The sequence below is a fragment of the Faecalibacterium sp. PGM34 genome (assembly GCF_054456555.1).
The window spans coordinates 2,197,235-2,221,343 of record NZ_CM136898.1; the positions used below are offsets into that span (position 1 = coordinate 2,197,235).

24 protein-coding genes, 1 tRNA gene, 1 pseudogene and 1 CRISPR repeat array are annotated in these 24,109 nt (G+C 56.0%); of the genes and pseudogenes, 13 read left to right on the forward strand and 13 right to left on the reverse strand.

All coding sequences use genetic code 11. The annotated features are described in order from the left end of the window. Window positions 1-2: 2 nt before the first annotated feature. From cas7c to cas2, 4 genes are read left to right on the forward strand one after another with little or no spacing between them, the layout of a single operon-like run. Window positions 3-902 (forward strand): type I-C CRISPR-associated protein Cas7/Csd2, encoded by a 900-nt coding sequence (cas7c, locus tag ACXPUX_RS10500; RefSeq protein WP_458828258.1) that lies wholly within the window; start codon window positions 3-5, stop codon window positions 900-902. Continuing rightward, window positions 902-1,591: a CRISPR-associated protein Cas4 gene (gene cas4, locus ACXPUX_RS10505; protein WP_458828259.1), complete on the forward strand. Its 690-nt coding sequence runs from the start codon at window positions 902-904 to the stop codon at window positions 1,589-1,591. Before cas7c ends, cas4 begins: the two co-directional genes overlap by 1 nt. Further along, window positions 1,576-2,607, forward strand: coding sequence for a type I-C CRISPR-associated endonuclease Cas1c (gene cas1c, locus ACXPUX_RS10510; protein ID WP_458828260.1), 1,032 nt, complete (start codon window positions 1,576-1,578; stop codon window positions 2,605-2,607). The genes cas4 and cas1c overlap by 16 nt, the downstream gene beginning before the upstream one ends. 9 nt (window positions 2,608-2,616) lie before the next feature. Then, window positions 2,617-2,907 (forward strand): CRISPR-associated endonuclease Cas2, encoded by a 291-nt coding sequence (gene cas2, locus ACXPUX_RS10515; RefSeq protein ID WP_055184225.1) that lies wholly within the window; start codon window positions 2,617-2,619, stop codon window positions 2,905-2,907. Window positions 2,908-3,087: 180 nt separating this feature from the next. Further along, window positions 3,088-5,948: a CRISPR direct-repeat array (repeat unit 33 nt; unit sequence GTCGCCCTCCTCGCGGAGGGCGTGGATAGAAAT). Window positions 5,949-5,950: 2 nt separating this feature from the next. Here cas2 and ACXPUX_RS10520 read toward each other — a convergent pair. Next, a complete protein-coding gene (locus tag ACXPUX_RS10520; RefSeq protein ID WP_458828262.1) occupies window positions 5,951-6,355 on the reverse strand; it encodes a hypothetical protein in 405 nt (134 codons plus the stop codon). Window positions 6,356-6,586: 231 nt separating this feature from the next. Between ACXPUX_RS10520 and ACXPUX_RS10525 the strand changes: the two genes are divergently transcribed. Genes ACXPUX_RS10525 through ACXPUX_RS10535 form a run of 3 tightly spaced genes read left to right on the forward strand, consistent with a single transcriptional unit; the run spans window position 6,587 to window position 7,173 of the window. Beyond that, the gene (locus ACXPUX_RS10525) at window positions 6,587-6,745 is read left to right on the forward strand and encodes a CPCC family cysteine-rich protein (protein ID WP_458828263.1); all 159 of its coding nucleotides are present in this window, start codon (window positions 6,587-6,589) and stop codon (window positions 6,743-6,745) included. A gap of 42 nt (window positions 6,746-6,787) precedes the next feature. Then, window positions 6,788-6,964 (forward strand): hypothetical protein, encoded by a 177-nt coding sequence (locus ACXPUX_RS10530; protein WP_458828264.1) that lies wholly within the window; start codon window positions 6,788-6,790, stop codon window positions 6,962-6,964. Window positions 6,965-6,990: 26 nt separating this feature from the next. Beyond that, entirely contained in the window at window positions 6,991-7,173 is a 183-nt protein-coding gene (locus ACXPUX_RS10535; protein WP_458828265.1) for a hypothetical protein, read from the forward strand. A gap of 176 nt (window positions 7,174-7,349) precedes the next feature. On the opposite strand, the gene ACXPUX_RS10540 is transcribed toward ACXPUX_RS10535, so the two are convergent. From ACXPUX_RS10540 to ACXPUX_RS10550, 3 genes are read right to left on the reverse strand one after another with little or no spacing between them, the layout of a single operon-like run. Next, a complete protein-coding gene (locus ACXPUX_RS10540) occupies window positions 7,350-7,556 on the reverse strand; it encodes a hypothetical protein (protein WP_458827912.1) in 207 nt (68 codons plus the stop codon). Next, the gene (gene istB, locus ACXPUX_RS10545; RefSeq protein WP_458827911.1) at window positions 7,549-8,322 is read right to left on the reverse strand and encodes an IS21-like element helper ATPase IstB; all 774 of its coding nucleotides are present in this window, start codon (window positions 8,320-8,322) and stop codon (window positions 7,549-7,551) included. Before istB ends, ACXPUX_RS10540 begins: the two co-directional genes overlap by 8 nt. Then, window positions 8,319-8,804, reverse strand: a complete 486-nt coding sequence (locus ACXPUX_RS10550; RefSeq protein ID WP_458828266.1) for a Mu transposase domain-containing protein — start codon at window positions 8,802-8,804, stop codon at window positions 8,319-8,321. Before ACXPUX_RS10550 ends, istB begins: the two co-directional genes overlap by 4 nt. A gap of 59 nt (window positions 8,805-8,863) precedes the next feature. Here ACXPUX_RS10550 and ACXPUX_RS10555 point away from each other — a divergent pair, with 59 nt between their 5' ends. Continuing rightward, window positions 8,864-10,102: an IS256 family transposase gene (locus ACXPUX_RS10555; protein WP_458828267.1), complete on the forward strand. Its 1,239-nt coding sequence runs from the start codon at window positions 8,864-8,866 to the stop codon at window positions 10,100-10,102. Window positions 10,103-10,255: 153 nt separating this feature from the next. Here the strand turns inward: ACXPUX_RS10555 and istA are convergent. The 3 genes and pseudogenes from istA to ACXPUX_RS10570 form a co-directional block, all read right to left on the reverse strand. Further along, window positions 10,256-10,978, reverse strand: a pseudogene (gene istA / locus ACXPUX_RS10560) (IS21 family transposase); the annotation flags it as partial. A 12-nt stretch (window positions 10,979-10,990) separates the two neighbouring features. Beyond that, complete coding sequence (locus tag ACXPUX_RS10565) at window positions 10,991-11,224, reverse strand: NUMOD1 domain-containing DNA-binding protein (protein WP_458827910.1); 234 nt, start codon at window positions 11,222-11,224, stop codon at window positions 10,991-10,993. 340 nt (window positions 11,225-11,564) lie between these two features. Then, window positions 11,565-11,640: transfer RNA gene (locus ACXPUX_RS10570), tRNA-Thr, on the reverse strand. A 192-nt stretch (window positions 11,641-11,832) separates the two neighbouring features. Between ACXPUX_RS10570 and ACXPUX_RS10575 the strand changes: the two genes are divergently transcribed. From ACXPUX_RS10575 to ACXPUX_RS10585, 3 genes are read left to right on the forward strand one after another with little or no spacing between them, the layout of a single operon-like run. After that, window positions 11,833-12,201 (forward strand): hypothetical protein, encoded by a 369-nt coding sequence (locus tag ACXPUX_RS10575; RefSeq protein WP_249240123.1) that lies wholly within the window; start codon window positions 11,833-11,835, stop codon window positions 12,199-12,201. Between the two features lie 16 nt (window positions 12,202-12,217). After that, window positions 12,218-13,132: a DnaD domain-containing protein gene (locus ACXPUX_RS10580; RefSeq protein WP_458828268.1), complete on the forward strand. Its 915-nt coding sequence runs from the start codon at window positions 12,218-12,220 to the stop codon at window positions 13,130-13,132. Window positions 13,133-13,141: 9 nt separating this feature from the next. Beyond that, a complete protein-coding gene (locus ACXPUX_RS10585) occupies window positions 13,142-14,122 on the forward strand; it encodes an ATP-binding protein (RefSeq protein WP_458828269.1) in 981 nt (326 codons plus the stop codon). A gap of 156 nt (window positions 14,123-14,278) precedes the next feature. Here the strand turns inward: ACXPUX_RS10585 and ACXPUX_RS10590 are convergent, their stop codons facing one another. The 3 genes from ACXPUX_RS10590 to ACXPUX_RS10600 all read right to left on the reverse strand — a co-directional run bounded on the left by ACXPUX_RS10590 (window position 14,279) and on the right by ACXPUX_RS10600 (window position 18,731). Continuing rightward, on the reverse strand, window positions 14,279-15,067 hold the full coding sequence (locus tag ACXPUX_RS10590) for an MBL fold metallo-hydrolase (RefSeq protein ID WP_249240126.1): 789 nt from the start codon (window positions 15,065-15,067) through the stop codon (window positions 14,279-14,281). 76 nt (window positions 15,068-15,143) lie between these two features. Further along, on the reverse strand, window positions 15,144-16,430 hold the full coding sequence (locus ACXPUX_RS10595; RefSeq protein ID WP_458828270.1) for a UDP-N-acetylglucosamine 1-carboxyvinyltransferase: 1,287 nt from the start codon (window positions 16,428-16,430) through the stop codon (window positions 15,144-15,146). Window positions 16,431-16,712: 282 nt separating this feature from the next. Continuing rightward, window positions 16,713-18,731, reverse strand: coding sequence for a fructose-bisphosphatase class III (locus tag ACXPUX_RS10600; RefSeq protein WP_458831227.1), 2,019 nt, complete (start codon window positions 18,729-18,731; stop codon window positions 16,713-16,715). Window positions 18,732-18,864: 133 nt separating this feature from the next. Here ACXPUX_RS10600 and ACXPUX_RS10605 point away from each other — a divergent pair, with 133 nt between their 5' ends. Continuing rightward, a complete protein-coding gene (locus ACXPUX_RS10605) occupies window positions 18,865-19,779 on the forward strand; it encodes a radical SAM protein (protein WP_458828271.1) in 915 nt (304 codons plus the stop codon). Between the two features lie 163 nt (window positions 19,780-19,942). Further along, the gene (locus ACXPUX_RS10610; protein WP_097780422.1) at window positions 19,943-21,031 is read left to right on the forward strand and encodes a sugar kinase; all 1,089 of its coding nucleotides are present in this window, start codon (window positions 19,943-19,945) and stop codon (window positions 21,029-21,031) included. Between the two features lie 121 nt (window positions 21,032-21,152). Here ACXPUX_RS10610 and ACXPUX_RS10615 read toward each other — a convergent pair whose 3' ends face one another. The 3 genes from ACXPUX_RS10615 to ACXPUX_RS10625 form a co-directional block, all read right to left on the reverse strand. Further along, window positions 21,153-21,950, reverse strand: coding sequence for an ABC transporter ATP-binding protein (locus ACXPUX_RS10615; protein WP_005925547.1), 798 nt, complete (start codon window positions 21,948-21,950; stop codon window positions 21,153-21,155). Next, complete coding sequence (locus ACXPUX_RS10620) at window positions 21,943-22,884, reverse strand: ABC transporter permease (protein ID WP_097780424.1); 942 nt, start codon at window positions 22,882-22,884, stop codon at window positions 21,943-21,945. Before ACXPUX_RS10620 ends, ACXPUX_RS10615 begins: the two co-directional genes overlap by 8 nt. A 116-nt stretch (window positions 22,885-23,000) precedes the next feature. Beyond that, window positions 23,001-24,029, reverse strand: coding sequence for an ABC transporter substrate-binding protein (locus ACXPUX_RS10625; RefSeq protein WP_458828272.1), 1,029 nt, complete (start codon window positions 24,027-24,029; stop codon window positions 23,001-23,003). Between the last annotated feature and the right edge of the window lie 80 nt (window positions 24,030-24,109).

Below are 24,109 nucleotides of genomic sequence, written 5' to 3' on the forward strand. Positions count from 1 at the left end.
AAATGTCTGCACCTATCAAAAACCGCTACGATTTTGTCATTCTGTTCGATGTAGAGAACGGCAACCCCAACGGTGACCCCGATGCCGGCAATATGCCCCGCATCGACCCCGAGACCGGCTACGGGCTGGTGACCGATGTCTGCCTGAAGCGCAAGATCCGCAACTATGTGGAGATGCTGAAAGAGGACGCCCCCGATGCCGACAATTACCGCATCTATGTCAAGGAGGGCGTGCCCCTGAACCGCAGCGATGCCGAGGCGCTGGAGCACAACGGTCTGACCCCCAAAGACGACCTGAAAAAGGCCAAGAAAAGCGACCCGGAGATCGACCGCAAACTGCGGGATTATATGTGCGAGCATTTCTACGATATCCGCACCTTCGGTGCCGTGATGACTACCTTTGTCAAGGGTGCGCTGAACTGCGGCCAGGTGCGCGGGCCGGTGCAGCTGAGCTTTGCCCGCTCTGTTGACCCTATCGTGCCACAGGAGGTGACCATTACCCGCGTAGCCATCACCACCGAGGCAGACGCTGAAAAGAAGAACAGCGAAATGGGCAATAAGCACATCGTGCCCTACGGCCTGTACCGTGCCGAGGGTTACGTTTCTGCCAATCTTGCCCGCAAGACCACCGGCTTCTCGGAGGAGGACTTGCAGCTGCTGTGGCAGGCTATCCTGAATATGTTCGAGAACGACCATAGTGCTGCACGCGGCAAGATGGCCGTGCGGGAGCTGATCGTGTTTAAGCACGATTCCGAGCTGGGCAATGCGCCCGCCTACAAGCTGTTTGACGCCGTTACCGTGGCGCACAAGGCCGAGGTGGTCGCACCCCGCAGCTATCAGGACTACACCGTTAAGGTGGCCGACACCCTGCCGGAGGGTGTGCACTGCGAGAGGTTCCACTGATGGACTCGCCGGACGACTACCTGCAAATGTCCGGTATCCAGCACTTTGCCTTCTGCCGCCGTCAGTGGGCACTGGCCTATCTGGAGCAGCAATGGGCTGAAAATCTGCGCACCACCGAAGGGCATCTGGATCATGCCCGCTGCCACGATGACACTCGCACCGAGCGCCGGGGCGATTTGCTGATCACCCGGGGCATGCGGGTGGTCAGCCACCGGCTGCGGATGGCGGGCAACTGTGACGTGGTGGAGTTCCGGGCTTGCGCAGATGGTATTCCGCTGCAAAGCACCCCCGGGCGCTGGCAGCCCTACCCGGTGGAGTACAAACACGGCCACGCAAAAGAAACCGATGCTGACCGGCTGCAATTATGCGCACAGGCCATGGCGCTGGAAGAAATGCTGGTGTGCCATATCCCGGAAGGGGCGCTGTATTACTGCGAGACCAAACGGCGGGAAGCCGTACCTTTTACCGACGAACTGCGCAGCACTACACGGCAGATGGCAGACGAGATGAACCAGTATTTTGCCCGCGGCTACACCCCAAAGGTAAAGCCCGGCAAGCACTGCAACGCCTGCTCCCTGAAAGAGCTCTGCCTGCCGGTGCTCTGCCAGAAGGCTGACGCCAAAGACTATCTGCGGCGTTATCTGGACGAGGCTGCGGCCACGGAGGTGACACCATGCGACAATTCCTGAACACCCTGTTCGTCCTCAGCGAGGATGCTTACCTCACGCTGGACGGCGAAAACGTTGTGGTCAGCCGTGCAAAGACCGAGGTCGGGCGGGTGCCGCTGCACACGCTGGAGAGCATCCTCTGCTTCAGTTACCCCGGTGCCAGCCCTGCGCTGATGGGCAAATGCGGGCGTATGGGCATCGACCTGAGTTTTTATAGCCCGCGCGGACACTTTTTAGCGCGCACTGTGGGCGAGGAGCGCGGCAACGTATTGCTGCGGCAGACCCAGTATGCCGTTGCCGCCAGCGAGACGCTCAGCTGCAGCTATGCCCGCAGCTTTATTCTGGGCAAGGTGTACAATGCCCGCTGGGTGCTGGAGCGTGCCACCCGGGACCACCCGCAGCGGGTGCCCGTGGACGAATTGAAACAGACTAGCGCCCAGCTGGCGGCTGCCCTGCCGCTGGTGGAAAGCTGCGAAGATCTGGAGCAGCTGCGCGGGCTGGAGGGCGAAGCCGCACAGCGGTATTTCGACCGGTTCAACGCGCTGATCTTACAGCAGAACGATGCCTTTGTGTTCACCAGCCGCAGCCGCAGACCGCCGCTGGACAACGTGAACGCGCTGCTGTCCTTTGCCTATTCCCTGCTGGCCAGCGATTGTGCCGCCGCGCTGGAGGGTACCGGGCTGGACCCCTATGTGGGCTTTCTGCACCGTGCCCGCCCCGGGCGGCGCAGCCTTGCGCTGGATCTGATGGAGGAACTGCGCGCCGTTTTGGCTGACCGTTTCGTACTGTCCTGTATCAACCAGAAAGTGCTGAGCGCAAAGCACTTTGAAAAGCAGGAAAATGGTGCCGTTCTGCTGACCGAGGAAGGACGCCGCGCGTTCCTGAATGCATGGCAGCAGAAAAAACGCGAAGTCATCACCCACCCGTTTTTAAAGGAAAAGCTCTGCTGGGGGCTTGTGCCCTATGTGCAGGCGTTGCTGCTGGTACGCACCCTGCGGGGCGATCTAGAGGTCTACCCTCCGTTTTTTTGGAAATGAGGTGCAATCATGCTGGTACTGATCACCTACGATGTAAACACCGAGACCTCCGCCGGACGCAAGCGGCTGCGCAAGGTTGCCAAGAAGTGCGTGGATCATGGGCAGCGGGTGCAGAATTCCGTGTTCGAGTGCCTGCTGAACGCATCGCAGTACGCGGTGCTCAAGGCAGAGCTGACCGCCCTGATCGACCCTGCCTTGGACAGTCTACGGTTCTACCAGTTGGGCAACAATTACCAGACTAAGGTCGAGCATGTTGGGCTGCACCCGGAGTTTGCACAGGATAGTGTGCTGATCTTTTGATGCCCCGCCAGTGCGAACCGGCAGCACACATGGTTTTCCGGGACGCTTCGCACCGGAATACCAGCCGTTTGCACAAGTAACGGTGTGATTTTGCGGTTTGTTTTACAGGCACCTCTTTGCAATTTGTGCAGAGAGGTGTATAATGAGACAAAAGCAGAGGGTTTTCTCGCTGTTTTTGCTGTCGCCCTCCTCGCGGAGGGCGTGGATAGAAATAAATGAATGTATTAGACCGTCAACATTAAAAATGTGTCGCCCTCCTCGCGGAGGGCGTGGATAGAAATACCAAACCACTATATTGCACCAATTGTAATCAAAGTCGCCCTCCTCGCGGAGGGCGTGGATAGAAATTCCACTCGGACTGCGGTCTATAAGGGCTTGACCGGTCGCCCTCCTCGCGGAGGGCGTGGATAGAAATTGGATTGTCAAAAGGGGGTGAAAAATTGCGTACCGTCGCCCTCCTCGCGGAGGGCGTGGATAGAAATCGTTAATTTTGGTGATTGCAGTATTAATATTGCCGGTCGCCCTCCTCGCGGAGGGCGTGGATAGAAATACCCCGCAAGGGTCTTAGACCCTTGACCCGTCAGTCGCCCTCCTCGCGGAGGGCGTGGATAGAAATACCTCCGGCATTGTCGTTTTTGCGTCTGCATCGTGTCGCCCTCCTCGCGGAGGGCGTGGATAGAAATACTCTTGACAGATGAGCTCCGGCGTGGCCGTCCCGGTCGCCCTCCTCGCGGAGGGCGTGGATAGAAATGACCCCCTTATGTTGTAACTTGGCTACTCTCGCCGTCGCCCTCCTCGCGGAGGGCGTGGATAGAAATGGACTTGGCCATGTTGTTAAGCCCTCTGTGTATCGTCGCCCTCCTCGCGGAGGGCGTGGATAGAAATGGACTTGGCCATGTTGTTAAGCCCTCTGTGTATCGTCGCCCTCCTCGCGGAGGGCGTGGATAGAAATGTGATCGGTGTTATGTGCGTACGACATGACAGGGTCGCCCTCCTCGCGGAGGGCGTGGATAGAAATTCCGAGATCAAAACGTAGACAACGCCGCAACACGTCGCCCTCCTCGCGGAGGGCGTGGATAGAAATGGGTATCCTCTTGCTTCTAGTTCTATGCGTGTTGTCGTCGCCCTCCTCGCGGAGGGCGTGGATAGAAATGTGTTCCGATTGCGTCTGCCAGTTGGTACCATTGTGGTCGCCCTCCTCGCGGAGGGCGTGGATAGAAATCGTTTGTTACGGGTGTGATGATTTCATTGATTGGGGTCGCCCTCCTCGCGGAGGGCGTGGATAGAAATTTCGCTGTCAGGAGAGTACAGCAAGGCCGCAAAGGGTCGCCCTCCTCGCGGAGGGCGTGGATAGAAATTCCGTGAGCGTAAATGTGGCCCTGCCCTTGGGCGGTCGCCCTCCTCGCGGAGGGCGTGGATAGAAATAACTTTATCCCCGCGCCCATCGCACTGGTACTGAGTCGCCCTCCTCGCGGAGGGCGTGGATAGAAATAATCGCGGATAGGCAGCGCCTTGGCCCGGTTATAGTCGCCCTCCTCGCGGAGGGCGTGGATAGAAATAATCGCGGATAGGCAGCGCCTTGGCCCGGTTATAGTCGCCCTCCTCGCGGAGGGCGTGGATAGAAATACCACCCCGCCGGGATATCCTCGTGATCCGCCGGGGTCGCCCTCCTCGCGGAGGGCGTGGATAGAAATTCTCACCAAGCTGATGGGCTTATGACCGGGCAAAGTCGCCCTCCTCGCGGAGGGCGTGGATAGAAATTAAGGTGCTGCAGGAGCTGACGGACGCCGCGCCCGTCGCCCTCCTCGCGGAGGGCGTGGATAGAAATGTTTTCAATTCTGTCATGATGATTACTCCTTTTCGTCGCCCTCCTCGCGGAGGGCGTGGATAGAAATATGGCGAATATCCGTCAAGACTTGCATTCTTCATGGTCGCCCTCCTCGCGGAGGGCGTGGATAGAAATATGAAGTCAATGGTAGAGCCGGGCTGCTGGTAATGTCGCCCTCCTCGCGGAGGGCGTGGATAGAAATGTGTTCCGATGTAACCTGCTCGCAATACTCCGGGGTCGCCCTCCTCGCGGAGGGCGTGGATAGAAATACCAACGAGGGGGGCTACTGGATGGACGCCAAGTCGCCCTCCTCGCGGAGGGCGTGGATAGAAATGCGTTCTGCATCGTTGATGCAAAAAGCCCCTGCCGGTCGCCCTCCTCGCGGAGGGCGTGGATAGAAATAAGGATCACTTAAAGCTGGTCACAGACGCCGGTGTCGCCCTCCTCGCGGAGGGCGTGGATAGAAATATTTTTTGGCTTTCGCTTACAAGAGACTGCATTCTGTCGCCCTCCTCGCGGAGGGCGTGGATAGAAATCCTCATCGGGCTGGATGTCGCGGGCGTCGACGTAGTCGCCCTCCTCGCGGAGGGCGTGGATAGAAATGTCGTGTTCACGGAGCATCATCATGCGGCGAAAATGTCGCCCTCCTCGCGGAGGGCGTGGATAGAAATTGCACCGTGCAATCTGGGCTTCTGCCTGCGCCCGGGTCGCCCTCCTCGCGGAGGGCGTGGATAGAAATTTCTTCCTGCCGGGTTTTGATGCTTCCGGTGTTGGTCGCCCTCCTCGCGGAGGGCGTGGATAGAAATTATGGGCGCTGCACCGGAAGAACCGGAGCAGAAAGAGTCGCCCTCCTCGCGGAGGGCGTGGATAGAAATGTTACTGGTGGCGTTCCAGATCAGCGGCTCCATCAGTCGCCCTCCTCGCGGAGGGCGTGGATAGAAATCTGGAGATGATCGGCTTCGATCAGGCGGACATCCGGTCGCCCTCCTCGCGGAGGGCGTGGATAGAAATTGATCTTTGACGAGGCGCAGGAGCTGGACGAGACGTCGCCCTCCTCGCGGAGGGCGTGGATAGAAATCTTCTGCACAGCAGCAGTGGCCGTGGTCTGTGCTGTCGCCCTCCTCGCGGAGGGCGTGGATAGAAATTCCCACCAGAGTATAGCACAGATCTGGATCAGCTGGTCGCCCTCCTCGCGGAGGGCGTGGATATACACTGTCATTGTTTTGATCCGAGATCTGCTGTCCGCAACTCCCGCAGTTTACCGATGATCTGATTCAAAAGTTCAACACGCTGTGTCCGTTCATCTGAGTACCGATTGATCTTTTCCAGTCTCATCATATCTTGCCGAACATCTTCTGCGACATAGTACATTGCCAGCGCAGAATGTTTTCCAAATTCTTGAAGAGCGTCTGTGTTGGCAGCCTGAACACAAGCACCCGCCGCACGAATGTACCCTTCATAGATCTCACGATCGTGCTGCTGTTTTTCTATCTTGTCCTGATGTTCGTATTCCAGTTGTCTCATTTTTTCTGCGTGTTTGTTGTTCAGATATGTCGTTGCTACCGGAGATACAACGGCTCCAATAATAGCCACGATCGCTGCAATTTCAGAAAAATCCATTTTCATCGCCTTCCTTCTGCCCCAGTATACCGCAGAAGCAACCCCACATCAAGGCGGTCATGCCACCGCATACAAAATAAGATCATTCCGAATTTTCCATTGTATTTTACAGCGTCTGGCGCTATACTCATTGCATAAGATACTTCCTGTGCATCCGCAAGGGTACACCGCACTGCCTTCGGGAGCAGTGTGGGAGTATCTTTTTTATAATAAAAACGGAGAGACATTATCATGACGGAAACGATTCCTTGCCCAGTATGCGGCAAGACCCATGTTGCAGAATATGACATCTGTGATGTCTGTGGTTGGGAAAATGACCCTGTGCAGCTTTTCGAGCCCAACCTTCCCGGCGGTGCAAACGAAATGAGTTTGCAACAAGCCAAAATGTGATATCACCTTATCAAAAACCGAACTACTATGTGCACAGGCGATATGATTAAAGTAAGATTTATCGGAAAAGACGCTCCTATTGCATTACGCAATGGGAAGATTTACGATGCCCGCGTATTAAAGCCCACAAAAAAGGGGACGTATTGGTACGGCATCGTAGATGAAACACATGAAGAATACGCCTATCCACCGCAACTGTTTGAAATAATTTCCGAATGAGGAGAAGCCAATAGCCAAAGAGGATAATGAAACTGTTTGACCATGTGAAAATCAAATCCAGTGGCGTTACTGGCATTATTGTTGATGTCCTCAATGGTCCTTTCACAGTAGAGGTCGATGCGGAACGCAAGCCGGGTGACACCAGCGGCTATCCGGGGCGGTGGCCACTGTACACCTGTTCAGCCTCCGAATTGGAACTGCTGGACTGAATCTGATTTTCTAAACTGTGAATGTCAATGAATATTTGAGCCACGTGACAGCCAATATTTGAGCCACTTTTGCTAACGAATACTTGAGCCATTTGTAGCATTTGTGACATCGAATATTTGAGCCACTGCTCGTCTGTTAATACCAGGGCCAGTAAATAGCCCTGGTGGATATGTCTTTATTCAAGTGGAGTGTCCAGTTGAATCCGTTCCTGAATGTGAACCGGAACCTCAATGGAATGCTTGCGCAAAATATCAATCAGTTCGTTTACATCGCTTTTTAGGACTCGAATCTGCTCAAGAGCGTCATCGTAATCAGCACGAAGGAAGCTAATCAGGGCTTTGTTTTCTTCCTCAACTGTAAAATTGGGCTGCATGTTAGTCATTTTCATTCTCCTTGTCAGTGTCAACTTTACTCTGAGAACTAAGCAGTCTGTAAGACGGACCATTCATATCCAGCACGGCAGATTTGTATGTCAATCGATCCACCAGAGCCGAAACCATTGTTGTGTTCTCGAATAATTCGGTCCATCTTGCAAAAGGAAGATTGGTTGTCACAATAGTGCTGGACTGCTCACTGCGGTCAGAAATGACCTTGAATAGCAAATCGGATTCGTAACGGTTAAAACTCAAATAACTGAGCTCGTCTAAAATCAGAAGATCAGCTTTTGCCAGCTGCCGTTCCAATTTGCCAAGCTGGTATGTATCTCGTGCCTCAGTAAGTTCAGTCGAGAGAGTAGATGCATTTTTAAATAGAACATGGTAGCCTTGCAGGCAGGCTTTAATTCCAAGAGCAATTGCAATATGCGTCTTTCCGCGTCCCGGGTTTCCAATCATAACAATGTTTTTCTTCTGTTCAATGAACTGGCAGGATGCAAGTTCATTAAGGAACACCGGAGATACAGAGGGATTCAGCTGGCTGGTATCGAAATCGTCCAGTGATTTTTGTACAGGAAATCCGGCAGCTTTCAATCTTCTTCTGGTTTGGTTTTCCTGTCTGGCCGCTGTTTCAGATGCCATAAGCGTCAGAAGTAAATCACTAAAATCCATATCCGGCGCGCAATTGTTAAGAACATTTTTGTATTCAGCAAAAGTGGGGATCTTCAGCTGTTTTGCAAGAAGTCGAATCTGTTCTTCTTTTACGTCAATCATGAGGCCGCCCCTTTCCGCTCGTACAGCTTGTCATACTGGCTCAGATCAACGGACAAAACCGGAACATCGTTTTTTGCAATCGACGTATCCGGGTTCGGCAGATCACGTTGCATAACAGCCAAGTAGCCATCTGTCAAACACTGCTCCAGCAATTCAACCATCTGCTTGGAGTTCAAATGCTGCTTTTCCATCCAATTCAGGAATTCAGCAGGCACTGCATTCAAAACCGGACGAGCGTAACGAATTGCACGCCCTTTCCTCTCTAAGATTGGCAAATAGTGCCGTAAATCCAGAGATTCCTGCTTTCGACCCATGCAGCGGTCATGGGTGGCCACCAGAAGGCCCTTGATCCAAATCTCAACTCTATTGGGATAGGCCTTTACAGTGGTGCCTTTTCCCCTGTATTTGCAAGGAACAGAATAGTAATTGGTATCAAAGAGAACCGTTGAATAGCGATTGACTTTCGGGTGAGACCATCCCAATAATTGTGTAAACCTCCGGAGAGGTGTAAAATAGAAGCATCAGGATGGAGGAAAAAGATATGTCCCGAAAGAATCGAAGTCCGGAAGAAAAAGCCCGTAGAGCAAAGATCCGTGAACTGCTGCAGATGGCAAATATCGACAGCATGGATGACATCCAGGACTTGTTCAAGGAAACCATTGCCGAATTCATGGAGAATGGTTTAGAGGCCGAACTGGATGAGGATCTTGGCTACAGCAAATACGACTACAAGAACAAAGCTACGGACAACAGCCGGAACGGCCACAGCAGCAAAAATCTGCGGACCAGTTTCGGTGAAGTCGAGGTTTCTGTTCCCCGTGACCGGAAAGGTGAGTTTGAACCGCAGCTTCTGAAAAAGAACCAGACCAGCATCAGTCAGGATATCGAAGAGAAGATCCTGTCCATGTATGCGAAAGGCATGACGACCGGCGACATCGAGGCGCATATTCAGGATATCTACGGGCTGTCTGTGTCAGACACTACGGTGAGCCGGATCACGGATAAGATTCTGCCTGTGGCGAAAGAATGGCAGCAGCGGCCTCTGGAATCGATCTATGCCGTAGTTTTTCTGGATGCGATCCACTACCATGTCCGCAGCGAAGGGCAGATCGTAAAGAAAGCAGTATACATTGCCATCGGCCTTGATCTGGATGGCCGCAAAGATGTTCTGGGGATGTGGGTCGGCGAGAATGAGAGCGCAAAGTTCTGGGCGACCGTACTGAATGGTCTGAGGAATCGGGGCGTAGAGGATATTTTTATCGCATGTACAGACAATTTGACTGGTTTCGATACAGCCATCCATGCAGTGTTCCCGGAAACGGAGATTCAGAACTGCATGATTCACCAGCTGCGGAATTCCAGCAAATACGTTTCTTACAAAGACCTGAAGGCTCTCATGTCCGATCTGAAAGCCGTGTATGCAGCAGTGGACGAGCAGGCTGCTCTGGACGCTTTGGAGACTTTCGCGCAGAACTGGGACAACAAATATCCCAAGATCGCAAAGTCGTGGCGGGAAAACTGGGCTAACCTCAGCACCTACTTCAAATATCCTCAGGAAGTCCGCCGTCTGATCTATACCACGAACACGATCGAAGGCTTTAATCGGCAGCTGCGGAAGGTCACAAAATCCAAGAGCGTTTTCCCGACAGACGACAGTCTGCTGAAAATGCTGTATCTGGCGATGATGGATATTACGAAAAAGTGGACGGGTCGGCGGCAGGACTGGAGCCGAATCCATGCACAGTTGTCCATCTATTTCGCTGAGCGTATGCCGGATTAACACCTGCTGCGGAGGAATGTCAAGGGTATATGAACGGCTTCGCCGCCCTTGACATTCCCCCTTGCCGGCGTTATGTTGTTGTTAAGGCGACAGCCGGTTTCGCCGTCTGCCGCTTTATATTAAAATTGCTCTTGTTTTATAGCTGTCTGGACTTTACACAAAATTTGGGAAAGACCCTTTCGGGTAGGCTTTCTTTGAAATATCGAGAACATATTTGGGAAGCGGGTGGAGATGCGCCTGGTCTTCGGCCAGCATCTGTCCCACTTTCTGAGAACGTCCGTCGATTTTGTGGTTCATGTATTTGGCGCATTGCTCTAACAGCTTTGTATTGAGATCTTCCAAAGAATCCACTTGAGGCAGCGGCACACATACATTGCGCCGGATATATCCTACCAGATTCTCTACAAGACCCTTTTCATTTCCGGATGCCGGATTACAAAATACAGGCTGGAATCCGTAGTGTGCGGCCAGTTTGGAATAATCGTCCTGTGCTGCTGCATGGACACCAAAACCACTCTTTACAGCCACACGAGCGTTGTCAAAAATCATGGATCGAGGAACGCCGCCAAAATAATTAAGCGTATGGATAATGGCATCGAGAAAGCTTTCCAAGTTTTGCCGCCAGTAAGCAATAACATAGGGTGCGCAGCTATAACTCATACGCGCACAAAACAGATTTACCTTTACTTTCTCGCCGGCCAATTTTACCGTAGCTTCTCCCCAGTCGATTTGGAGTGCCTGACCAGGAGCAAACCTCAATGGAATAAAAACTTCATTTTCCTTGCGCTCTGCCTTGGCTTCATGAACTGCCGCTCGGATGGCAGACTCGCTGCCCGTGTAACCAAATTCTTCTACGAGCCGGTTGTAAATCCGCCGTGCTGTGTGACGCTACTTCTTTACACCCTCCGCAGCATCTGTATCGAGGCAGTGCTCAATGAACTGCTTTACTTCTGGCGTTATGACAGAGGCTTCTCGCTGGTAGGCTTTCCGATCCCATGGAACTGCGTCGCCCATCCAATATTTCTTGACTGTGTTTCTGGAAATTCCCAGAATTTTAGCTGCTGCACGCTGACTGGTTACTCCTTCAAGTTGCAGCGCGCGGATTGATTTGTAGACATCCACCGATGTGACCACCTTTCTATCGCCTCCCGCATAGTAGTCTACATCTATTATACGGGATGCCATTAGGTGGCTCAAATATTCGCTGTCATTTTGCTGGAAAGTGGCTCAAGTATATATTAGCATTCACATCTAAACCACGATGCACGCGCACCGTGGTTTTTGTTTGCCCATTTTTAGCACGATGTAGAAATGCACTGTGCTATTATTGCGCCACTAAATAAAGCAATTTCCAGATAAACAGGGGTAATCAAGGCACAATCGCCCACTTTCCCATCCCCTTCCGCACAAACAAAAACCCCCGAAAACCGGCTTCACAAGCCAACTTTCGGGGGTTTCTCTTTGGAGCTACTGACCTGATTCGAACAGGCGACCTGCTCATTACGAGTGAGCTGCTCTACCAGCTGAGCCACAGTAGCACATTGCACATCTGCTGCAACAGGCAATATTTTACCATATTTCTACGGTGCTGTCAAGGCCGGATTTCCTGTAAGCTGGGCAGCTTTTGCAGGGCGTTTCACAAAAAGTTATTGCATTTTAGCCCAGCGGCTTTATAATAGAATTGATTGCGCAAAAGGCCGCGCCTTTTGCCGGAAAGGACGAGCTGCACCATGATCTTTGTTCCCCTGCTGCACTACTTTTTGTGCAAGAATGATTACAGCGGCAACGAAGCCGGGCTGCGCTACCGGCTTACGCCGGGCAAGCGCACCGTGCCGGACCCGGACGGCGGCGCGGATGCCACCAAAGAGGAGAAAATTCTCACCGTGGACTACTGGCCTGCACCTTGGACGATCGACAAGACCGACCCCGCCCTGCGCCGCCGGGAGGTGTTTCCGCTGACCGATGAAGGGCGTGCCGCCGCCGCGCAGTATCTGAAAGACGCCTACGATGCCGCGCCGGAGCGCTGGAACAACTGCCCGGACATGATGGACTGCGACCCCTGGGAGCCGCCCGCCGAGCCGGATCCTGCCAACGAATAAACCGAACGAGGAAACCATGATCTACCGTTTGAAAGAACTGAAGGGCGATACCATCGCCGTGCCGCAGCTGGTGTTCTCCAAGCTGGGCATTGCCGAAGAATACAATGTGCGGGTGGCGCTGTATGTGCTGGCTACCGGCGTGACCGACCCGGACAAGCTCTGCGCCGACCTCAAGCTGCGCAGCCGCATCAGCGCCGAGAGCGCGCTGGCGTTCTGGGCGGGCGCGGGGCTTTTGGAGCGCTACGAGGAGAACGCCGCGCCGGGCGCAGAGCCCAGCGCCCCCGCCCCCATGCGCTGGGCGGAGATTGCCGCTGCCAGCCGCACCGACCCTATGATCTCCAGCCTGATCGACTGCGCACAGACCAGCTTTGCCCGTCCGCTGACCCATACCGAGATGGAAAAGCTGGTGAACCTGTATGTGCAGGAAGGCTTTGCGCCTGAGACTGTGATGCTGTGCGTAGCCTATGTGGCCAGCCGGGGCAAGCGCACCATGGCTGCCGTGACCCACGAACTGAAGGTCTGGCGCGCTGAGGGCGTGGAGACCGGCGAGCAGGCCGATGCCCACTTAAAGCTGCTGGCACTGCGCCAGAGCCGCGAGGAATACGTCAGCAGCCTGTTGCAGATCACCCCCGAGGAGCTGACGCTGGGCGGGCGCAAGGCCATTGCGCGCTGGTACGAGGTGTACGGCTACGATGACGCCATGGTACAGGAAGCCGCCGTACAGGCCGGCTCCAAGCGGGATCTGTGGTACTGGAACAGCATCCTGAAAACATGGAACGCCAAGGGTCTGCGCAACATCCATGATGTGCGCGGCCCTGTGGCCGCAGCCGGTGCCAGCCGGAATATCCGGGTGGACCGCAACACGCCCAGCGGAAACGATATCCTGAAAAACGCCACCCGCCGCCGTTCCCTGATCAAAAAACCGGAGTAAGGAGCCTTTATGCGTACCAAAAACGAATTGTATCAGCAGGCATTGCGCACCGTAGCCATGCGGCGGCAGACCGCCCGCGCCCTGGCGCAGGATGCACAAGCCGAAGCCGAGGCCGCCATCCCCGGGCTGCGCCACGCCGAGGAGGAGGTGCGGGTACGGGGCATCCACTGCGCCATTGCCGGAGCTTCCGGCAAGGACCGCACCGAGACCGCCGCTGCCCTTGCGGCGGCAAAGCAGAAGCTGACCGCCCTGCTGGCCGCAAGTGGGCGCCCTGCGGACGCGCTGGAGCCGAAGTTCGCCTGCAAGCGGTGCGAGGACACCGGCGCGGTGGACGGCCACACCTGCGACTGTGTGCGCCGGGTGATGCAGCAGCTGCGCCGGAAGGAGATCGAGGAGCTGTCCAGCCTGTCCATCTCCAGCTTTGATACCATGCAGCTGGACTACTACCCCAACACGGTGGACAAGGCGCTGGGCGAGAGCGTGCGCAGCTACATGGCCGAGGTTCTGGCCGACCTGCGGGATTACGCCGCGGACTTCTCCCCTGCCACCCGCGAAAGTCTGCTGCTGGTAGGCAACGCAGGGCTGGGCAAGACCCATGCCGCCCTTGCCATTGCCGGGGAGGTGCTGCGGCAGAACTACGATGTGATCTATGTCTCCTGCCCGGACTTTTTCGGCAAGCTGGAGGCGCTGCATTTCGGCACAGACCCCGGCGGCGAGGAGGAGACCTTGTTCCAGACTGCCTGCAACGCCGATCTGCTGATCTTGGACGATCTGGGCACGGAATTCAACTCCAGCTTCTTCCTGACGAATCTGTACAGCCTGCTGAATAACCGCTTGGGCGCAAAGCTGCCCACCATCGTCACCACCAACATCACGGACGGTGCGCTGCTGGAAAAGCTGTATACAGAGAAGATCTCCAGCCGCCTTGCAGCCTTTGTGCAGATCCAGTTTTTAGGCAGTGATATCCGGGTACAGAAGGCCGCAGAATAAGTCGATTTATTTCTGCCGAAATTGTACATCTTTTGAGAGAAGCAATCGCAAAATAAGTGCGAATCACCGCGCAAACGAAAAGCCATCTGCCGCAGCATGACCGGGGTTTAAAGCCCTTGGAATCAGCTGTTTCAGATGGCTTTATTATTTGACAAATCAGAACTCCAATGCAGGGCTTACCTCATTGCGGCGCTGTGCCTGCACGATGCAGTCCTTTTCCGGCACGACACCGGCTGCACCCAAGGTGGTGAACACGGTCTGCAAAGCAAGAGCCGGCGTGTTATTCTCCTGCGAGAGATGGCACAGGGCAAACTTTTTGCAGCCGCTCTGGATAAGTTCCAGAAGCTTTGCGGAGCATTCATCGTTGGAAAGATGTCCCCGCACGCTCTCGATGCGGGCGCGCAGATAGTAGGGGTAGGGTCCGCTGCGCAGCATGTGCAGGTCGTAGTTGCTTTCCAGCGCCACAAGGTCGCAGCCGGAAAGTGCTTCATGCACCGGCGGGGTCAGAGTACCAAGGTCGGTGGCGATGGTCATGGTCTTATCGTCCGGGGTGTGGATGCGGTAGCCCACGCAGGGTACATCGTGGCTGGTGGGGAAAGACTGCACCCCAAAGCAGCCAATGTCCTCTTCCCTGCCCTCCAGCGCGTTCAGCTCACAGTTGGCGGGCACGATATCGTTGGCGTCCAGAAAATCCAGCGTAGCCGCTGCACCGTACACCGGCAGCGGGTTCTTTTTCAGGAAGGTGGAAAGCCCCTTGACGTGGTCGCTGTGCTCGTGGGTGACAAGGATGCCTGCGCAATCGCTGATGGCAAGCCCCAGAGATTTGAGCGCCGCCGTAGTGGTGCGCACCCCCTTGCCCATATCCACGATGAGGTACTGTGCACCGCAGCGCACCACGCTGCTGTTGCCGGAGGAGCCGGAATACAATGAAATGAACTCTGCCATGAAAACCTCTTATGTTAAAACCTGAAAACAGCCCGCCGCACAGAACTTACGGCAGGCTGTTTGTTTTTTGTTTGTGTTACAGGGCCTGTTCCAGTGCAGCGGGCACCCGCTCCACCTTGCTGATCTCTGCACCCAGACCGCGCAGCTTTTCCACGATATTCTCGTAGCCGCGCTCGATATGACCGATCTCCTCGATCTCGCTGGTGCCGTCGGCCATCAGAGCGGCCACCACCATAGCAGCACCGGCACGCAGGTCGGAGGCGCGCAGCGGGGCGGGGCTGAGCTTTTCCACGCCCTCAAACACGGCCACCTGACCGTCCACCTGCACGCTGGCACCCATCTTGCGCAGCTCGTCCACATAGCGGAAGCGGTTGTCCCACACGCTCTCGGTGATGGTGCTGGTGCCCTTGGCCACGCTCAGCAGCACGCCCATCAGGGGCTGCATATCGGTGGGGAAGCCGGGGTGCGGCATGGTGTTGATCTTCAGCGGCAGAATATCGCCGGTACGGGACACCCGCACAGCATCGTCGAATTCTTCCACAGTGACCCCTGCACGGCGCAGCTTGGCCGTGATGGGCTCCAAGTGCTTGGGGGTGACGTTCTTGATGAGCACATCGCCGCCGGTGGCAGCAGCAGCCACCATATAGCTGCCGGCTTCGATCTGATCCGGGATGATACTGTAAGTGCAGCCGTGCATCTTTTCCACGCCGCGCACCTTGATGACATCCGTACCGGCACCGCGCACGTCTGCGCCGCACATATTCAAAAAGTTTGCCAGATCCACCACATGGGGCTCCTTGGCGCAGTTTTCCAGAATGGTCTGACCCTTGGCCATGACCGCAGAGAGCATACCGTTCATGGTAGCACCCACGCTGACCTTATCAAAGAAGATATGGGCACCGGTCAGCTCCTGCTTGGAGCGCACGGTGATCATGCCGTAGTCCACGCTGTCCTCTGCGCCCAGCGCGCTGAACACCTTCAGGTGCTGGTCGATGGGGCGGGGACCCAGATTGCAGCCGCCGGGCATGGCAACCTGTGCCTTGCCAAAACGGGAGAGCAGCGCGCCGAGGAAGTAGTAGCTGGCGCGCATCTGACGGGACAGATCGTCCGGGACATTGGTGGTGACCAGATGCCGTGTATCGATCTCGTAGGTGTTGCGGTTGAGCATCTTCACCTGTGCACCAAGGGTACTCAGGATCTTGAGGCTGACCGACACATCGCTGATATCGGGCAGATTTTCGATCACGCAGACATCCGCTGCCAGAATAGTAGCAGGCAGAATACCCACAGCCGCATTTTTTGCGCCGGAAATGGTCACTTCTCCGTGCAGGGGCTTACCGCCGGTAATAACAAATTTCTCCACTTTTATGATCTCCTTGTCAAAGGCCTGTGCCACAGGCCTGTTAAGGCTACTGAAAGCATTCCATTTCGTTACTTGTACCGCCGAGGTGTACAGATTCACCAACACAGGGGCGGATTTATAACTATCCTATTATACACTACTTCCACAAAAAAGCAAAGCCCGATTTATACATGTTTCATTATTTTCTGTTTTGCCCAGATTACACGCAGATATCCCAAAATTTTATTGGGTTTTTCATCAATTTTGACCAAAGCTGACCCGGATTTTACCCTTTGCGCGCTATCACCAAACATGATCCTCGCACCGCGCCTCCGGGATCCAGCCCAGCTGATAGGCAGTTACCAGCTGCTTAAGATCATGCACGCGCTCCCGCAGCACCTCGCCCTCGTCCGTGTCTTCCACAAGGATGCGATGATTTTCGGTCTCCAGAATGTTCTTCTGGGACAGGATGTCCAAGTTTTCCCGCACCGCCTTCTCCGCGCTTTCAAAGGGCTGATGGGTGCGCAGGGACATGGTGCGGCTGGAATACACCAGCGTATACCCGGCAATGCCGGTCTTTTCGTGGTAGGCGCGGCAGAACCCGCCGTCAATGACCACCAGCCGTCCCCCGCCTTTGATGGGGCTCTCGCCGTTTTTCTCCTGCACCGGCACATGGCCGTTGACGATATGGCTCGTGCCCGGCAGGCCGAACTCTGCCAGAATGCGGCGGCAGGCGGCTTCATCGTTGTACCAGCTATAATAGGGGTCCTTGACCTCCGTATGGGTGGAGGGGTCGGCGATATACAGCCGCTCGAAGGTGGTCATGGCGCTGCGGCCGAACAGCGGCGAAAGCTTGCCGCACCACAGATACCACAGAAAATCCTGTCCGCTCTGGCGGGCGGCGCTGCCCTCCGCCCCGTAGTAGCCACGGCGGGCGCGGGCGTCGCAGTAGTCCATCAGGGCACGGCCGGAGTAGCGGCGTCCCTCGAAGTACTCCACCGCAAAGCCGCCCTTCGTGTTCATGGGCACAGCGCCGTGGTAGAGCAGATTGCCGTTTTCAATGTGGTACACGCTGCCCTTGGCATACAAAAATTCAATGTGCTGCTGCAATTTTTCGCTCTGTCGGAAGGACTGCACCAGCTTGTGCAGCACCAGCTCCTCGTCCGGGTTCAGCTTTGCGGGGTCTGCCGGGTCTACCGTGGGAAAGGAGGTGTCCCGCAAAGGATAGCGCTTCTCCCCTACCTGCACGGTGTGGGTGTCCCAGTCGATGCGGCGCAGATAATCCCGCCCCTGCATCTGGAAATCCGGGTTGCGGTCGATGACCTGACATTCCAGTTTGAACATGAGGATGGAGATGGCCTTGTGCATCACAGCGCAGCGGTGAAGCATCCCCTCCGTATAGGGGCCGCGGGCGGCGTCCGTGTGGGGCATCCAGATAGAAAGATCATCTTCGCCGTAGAACTGCTCCGCCATGCGCTGCAAGTGCCGCAGGTTGATGCCGTAGCAATCCTCCAGCATCCCGTGGTTGTGGTAGGCAAGCGTGGTCTTAAGTACGGTGCAGATGCAGATAGGACTTCCGGCGGCAGCACCCATCCACACCACGTCATGGTTGCCCCACTGGATATCTACATTGTGGTGGCGCATCAGCAGATCCAGAATAATGTCCGGGCGGGGACCGCGGTCAAACAAATCGCCCACGATATGCAGCTTATCCACCGCCAGATGCTTGATCAGCTCGCACAGGCGCACGATAAAGCGGTCGGCGCGGCCGTTCTCGATGATGCTGCCCACGATCTGGCCGTAGTACAGGTCTTTATCGTGATCCTCAAAGTGGGCATGGAGCAGCTCGTCCAGAATATAGCCGCAGCTGGAGGGCAGACAGCCGCGCACATGGTCGCGGGTGTGCTTGGAGGACACCAGACGGCAGATGTCGATCAGCTGGAGAAGGGTCTGGGTGTACCACTGCTCCAGTGCATCCTCGGTGGTGCAGCGCGCCTTGAGCTGGGGCAGTTTTTCGGTGGGATAGTAGATCAGGGTGGCAAGCTCGGCACGGGCTGCTTCCGGCATGGTGTCACCCAGCACGGCATCCACCTTTTCCCGGATGACACCGGAGGCAGAGTTCAGGATATGCACAAAGGCTTCGTTCTCACCGTGCAGGTCACTCATGAAATGCTCCGTACCCTTGGGCAGCTTGAGCAGCGCCTGATTGCTGATGATCTCGCTGGCAGCCGCCGCCTGCGAGGGGTAATCTCTAGCCAGCAGGGTCAGATACTTCAGATTATCGCGGATCTCATCGGTTTCGGTGCGCATGGTCTCCTCCATCATAACGCATTCCTTGCCCTGCAAAGATGTTGCGTTTTTTGTATTATCGTTTCTATGTATTTCAGTATAGCACGAATGGCACCAAAAGTGGTATACTGAATACGAAAAATTTACGCAAAGGACTTTGGATATTATGCCGAAAACCATTTTCGTTCCCGCCCGCTGCACCCTCTGCCCCCGCCGCTGCGGTGCAAACCGTGCCGCCGGGCGCACCGGCTTCTGCGGGGCGGGCGCTACCTTAAAGGTTGCCCGTGCTGCCCTGCACCACTGGGAAGAGCCCTGCATCAGCGGCACAAGGGGCAGCGGCACGGTGTTCTTTTCCGGCTGCACCCTCAAGTGCTGCTTCTGCCAGAACTACCCCATCAGTGCCGAGGGGCTGGGCAAAGAGATCACCGTGGATCATCTGGCTGAGATCTTTTTAAATTTACAGGCGCAGGGTGCGCACAACATCAATCTGGTCACCCCGGGGCAGTGGCAGCCGTGGATCATTGCCGCGCTGGATCTTGCCCGCGCCAAGGGGCTGCGGCTGCCCATCGTGTGCAACACCGGCGGCTACGAGACGTTGGAAAGCGTAGAGGCGTGGCGCGGGTACATCGACATCTGGCTGGCTGATTTAAAATATGTGTCCTCTGCCCTTTCCGCAGAGCTTTCTGCCGCGCCGGACTACTTTGCCGAGGCAAAGCCCGCCATCGAGGCCATGATGGCGCAGGTCGGGCATCCGGTGTTCGATGCAGACGGCGTCCTGCAGAAGGGGGTCATCCTGCGGCATCTGGCGCTGCCGGGTCATGTGGAGGACAGCTTTGCCGTGCTGGACCAGATGGCTGCGTGGAACGACGCCGACCCCGGGTGCTTTCTGCCCAGCGTCATGAGCCAGTATACCCCCTTCTACAAGGCCGCAGAGCACGGCATCGGGCGGCGCATCACCACCTACGAATATCGCCGGGTGGTGAACTACGCTATGGACAAGGGGCTTGTGCAGGGCTATATGCAGCAGAAGAGCAGCGCTAAGGAGGAATACACCCCCAGCTTTGACCTGACCGGGGTGTAATTCTGCGGCAGGACAGCTTTTTCGGCAACTTTACCAAATTTTCGGTTTTATTTTCTCTTGCTTGCGCGCGCAAACCCTTGCATTCTGTCCGGGAACGCACTATAATGGATACAACGATGTGTTAATAGTTGCGAGTGTCCGCAATGTTATCAGGAGGAGCGTTATGGAACATTTCAATCCGATCCTTGGCAGCGAACCCAATGGCCAGAAGTTCATCACCTGTGGTGAGATCATGCTGCGCCTGACCCCGCCGAACTACGAAAAGATCCGCATGGCATCCGCTTTTGAGGCCAGCTATGGCGGCAGCGAGGCCAACATTGCGCTGGCACTGGCAAACCTTGGCGTGGACAGCACCTTTTTCAGCGTAGTACCCAACAACAGTCTGGGCAAGAGCGCTGTGCGCTGGCTGCGCTCCAACGATGTGCACTGCACCCCCATGATCCTGACCGAGCCGGACGAGACCCCTTCTAACCGTCTGGGTACTTATTATCTGGAGACCGGCTACGGCATCCGCGCTTCCAAGGTCATCTACGACCGTAAGCACAGCGCCATTACCGAGTACGATTTTTCTCAGGTAGATCTGGACGCTCTGCTGGACGGCTACGACTGGCTGCACCTCAGCGGCATTACCCCGGCACTGGCACCCAACTGCCGCAGCCTGATCCTTGATATGCTGAAGGTTGCCAAGAAGAAGGGCCTGACCGTGAGCTTTGACGGCAACTTCCGCTCCACCCTGTGGACCTGGGAGGAAGCACGGGACTTCTGCACCGAGTGCCTGCCCTATGTGGATGTTCTGCTGGGCATTGAGCCCTACCACCTGTGGAAGGACGAAAACGACCACAGCAAGGGCGACTGGAAGGACGGCGTGCCCCTGCAGCCCAGCTACGAGCAGCAGGACGAGATCTTCCAGCGGTTTATCGAGCGCTACCCCAACCTGAAGTGCATCGCCCGCCATGTGCGCTACGCTCACAGCGGCAGCGAAAACAGCCTGAAGGCCTTTATGTGGTACGAGGGTCACACCTTCGAGAGCAAGCTGTACACCTTTAACATTCTGGACCGCGTGGGTGGCGGCGACGCCTTTGCCAGCGGCCTGATCTACGCCATGCTGCACAACTACAAGGCCATGGATATGATCAACTTTGCGGTGGCCAGCAGCGCCATCAAGCACACCATCCACGGCGATGCCAACATCACCGATGATGTGAGCACCATCCGCAACCTGATGAACATGAACTACGATATCAAGCGGTAAGCCGCATACAAAAACAGGCTCCCTGCCATTTGGCGGGGAGCCTGTTTTTTGCATTGCAATCGCGGGACACAGAAAAAGGGCGTTCCAACCATAAGCGGATGGAACACCCTTTTGTTCTGGCTTAGTTGGACAGGATCATGCGGTCGTTGGCAAACTCGCCGCCGCTGGCGATCTGGAACTTTGCCAGCAGGTCAGAGACGTGCAGCTTCTGCTTTTCCTCCCCTGCCACGTCGTAGATGATATGGCCCTCGTGCATCATAATGAGGCGGTTGCCGTACTTGATGGCATCCTTCATGTTGTGGGTGATCATCATGGTGGTCAGATGGTTCTCCTCCACGATGCGGGCCGAAAGAGTAAGCACCTTCAGCGCCGTTTTGGGATCCAGTGCGGCGGTGTGCTCGTCCAGCAGCAGGAGTTTGGGCTTGTTCATGGTAGCCATCAGCAGGGTCAGTGCCTGCCGCTGACCGCCGGAAAGCAGCCCCACGCGGGCGGTCAGGCGATCCTCAAGGCCAAGATCAAGAGTCTTGAGCAGCTCACGGTATTGCTCCCGCTCGGCCTTGGTGATGCCGATGCGCAGGGTGCGGCGCTTGCCGCGCCGGGCTGCCAGCGCCAGATTTTCCTCGATCTGCATGGTGGCGGCAGTGCCGGTCATGGGGTCCTGGAACACGCGGCCAATGTAAGCGGCGCGCTGATGCTCGCTCAGGCGGGTGACGTCCACGCCGTCGATCAAAATCTTGCCCTCGTCCACCGGCCATACACCGGCAACGGCATTCAGCATGGTGGATTTGCCTGCACCGTTGCCGCCGATGACGGTGACGAAATCACCCTCGTTCAGCTTCAGGTTCAAACCGTTCAGGGCGGTTTTCTGGTTCACCGTGCCTGCATTGAAGGTTTTGGAAACATTTTGGATCTCAAGCATTTTTTGCGTCCTCCTTTGCCTTTTTGACCGGCTTCGAGAAGTATTTGCCCTTCCAGTACGGCACGGCAAGGAACACTGCCACCACAGAGGCACTCAGCAGCTTGAGCAGATTTGCGTCAAAGCCCAGCGTCAGTACCAGCTGAATGACGATATAGTAGATGATCGCGCCGATGGAAACAGAGGCCAGCTTGAGGGCAAAGTTGTGGAAAATGCGGCTAAAAACGGCCTCGCCGATGATGACGGCAGCCAGACCGATGACGATGGCACCGCGTCCCATACCAACATCTGCAAAGCCCTGATACTGGCTGAGCAGCGCACCGGACAGTGCCACCAGCGCATTGGAGACAGCCAGTCCCAGCACGATGTTGAAGTTTGTGTTGATGCCCTGTGCGCGAGACATGGCAGGGTTAGAGCCGGTAGCGCGGATGCCGCAGCCCAGCTCCGTACCGAAGAACCAGTACAGCACCCCGATGACCACCGCCGTAGCAAGGATGACCATGATGATGGGGTTGTGCAGGGCAAATTCCTTGACCCAGCGCAGGGAGATGAGCAGGCCGTACTTATCCACGTTGATGGACTGGTTCGCCTTGCCCATGATCTTCAGGTTGATGGAATACAGCGCCAGCTGGGTCAGGATGCCAGCCAGAATGGCGGGAATGCCCATAAAAGTGTGCAGCAGGCCAGTGACAAGGCCGGTAGCAAGGCCGGCCAGCACAGCCACCAGCAATGCTGCCCAGACGTTCATACCGGAAAGCAGGCACATGACGCACACCGCGCCGCCGGTGCCAAAGCTGCCGTCCACGGTCAGGTCGGCTACATCCAGAATACGGTAGGTCAGGTACACGCCAATGGCCATGATACCCCAGATAAGCCCCTGCGCACAGGCACCCGGTAAAGCGCCCGGCAGGTTTGCAAGTCTTGCAATGATCTCCAAAACAATTTCCTCCTAAACGTTACACTTTTTTATCTCCCGCTTTGATACGGGAAAGCGGAGAAGAGCAAGAATCCACTCTTCTCCGCTATTTTTCTATTGTTCCAGTTTTGCTGTTATCAGGCTTCGATCTCAACATAGCCTTCCGGTACTGTCAGGCCAAGGTCATCGCAGACAGCCTTGTTGTACTTTTTGGTCACATCGGTGTACTCGATGGGCATGGTGGAGATGTCGCTCTCACCGTTCAGGATCTTGACTGCCATCTCACCGGTGGTGTAGCCCAGATCATAGTAGCTGATGGACAGGGTAGCCACGCCGCAGCCGGAGCAAATGCCCTCCTCACCGGCGAACACAGGCTTCTTAGCCGGGCGGCAGATGCCGTCCACGATGCCGGTATTGGCGGCAACAGTGTTATCAGTGGGCACATACAGCGCGTCGTTCTCGTCCGCAGCCTTCTGGCAGACGGAGGACAGGTCGTTGGAATCCGAGAAAGCGTACTGGGTAGCAGTTACGCCCTTGGCCTCCAGATACTTCTGCACTTCGTCTACCTGATACTGGCTGTTTGCCTCGGCAGAGCAGTACAGCAGGCCAACCTTCTTGACTTCGGGCATCCACTCCACGATCATGTCTGCCTGCTGATCCAGCGGTGCCAGATCGGAGGTGCCGGAGACGTTGCCGCCCACGGTGCCGGAGAAGTTATCCAGACCCAGTGCCACGCCGTACTCGGTAACGGAGGTGCCCAGAATGGGGATGGTGTTGGTAGCGGCCTGTGCAGCCTGCAGAGCAGGGGTAGCATTTGCCATGATCAGTGCCACGCCGGAGGAAACAAAGCCGTTGGCAATGGTGGCACAGGTAGCGGAATCGCCCTGTGCATTCTGGAAGTCGAAGGTGACGTTCTCGCCAAAGGAAGCGGTCAGCGCATCCTCAAAGCCCTGCGTAGCGGCATCCAGTGCAGCGTGCTGCACCAGCTGGCAGATGCCAACGGTGAACTTTTCGCCGTTGGAAGCCGCAGAGACCGATGCAGAAGCAACCGTGGAGGATGCTGCCGCAGAAGATGCGGAGGAAGAACCGCCGCAGGCAGAAAGAGCAGCTGCTGCACCGCAGGCAGCTGCAGCAGTCAGGAAGGAACGACGAGTGATTTTACGCATATTGATGATCTCCTCTATCTCCAGCCCTTGCAGCCAACAGGACGCCGCACTCCGGGCCGATATTGTAAGCGGATCAAACA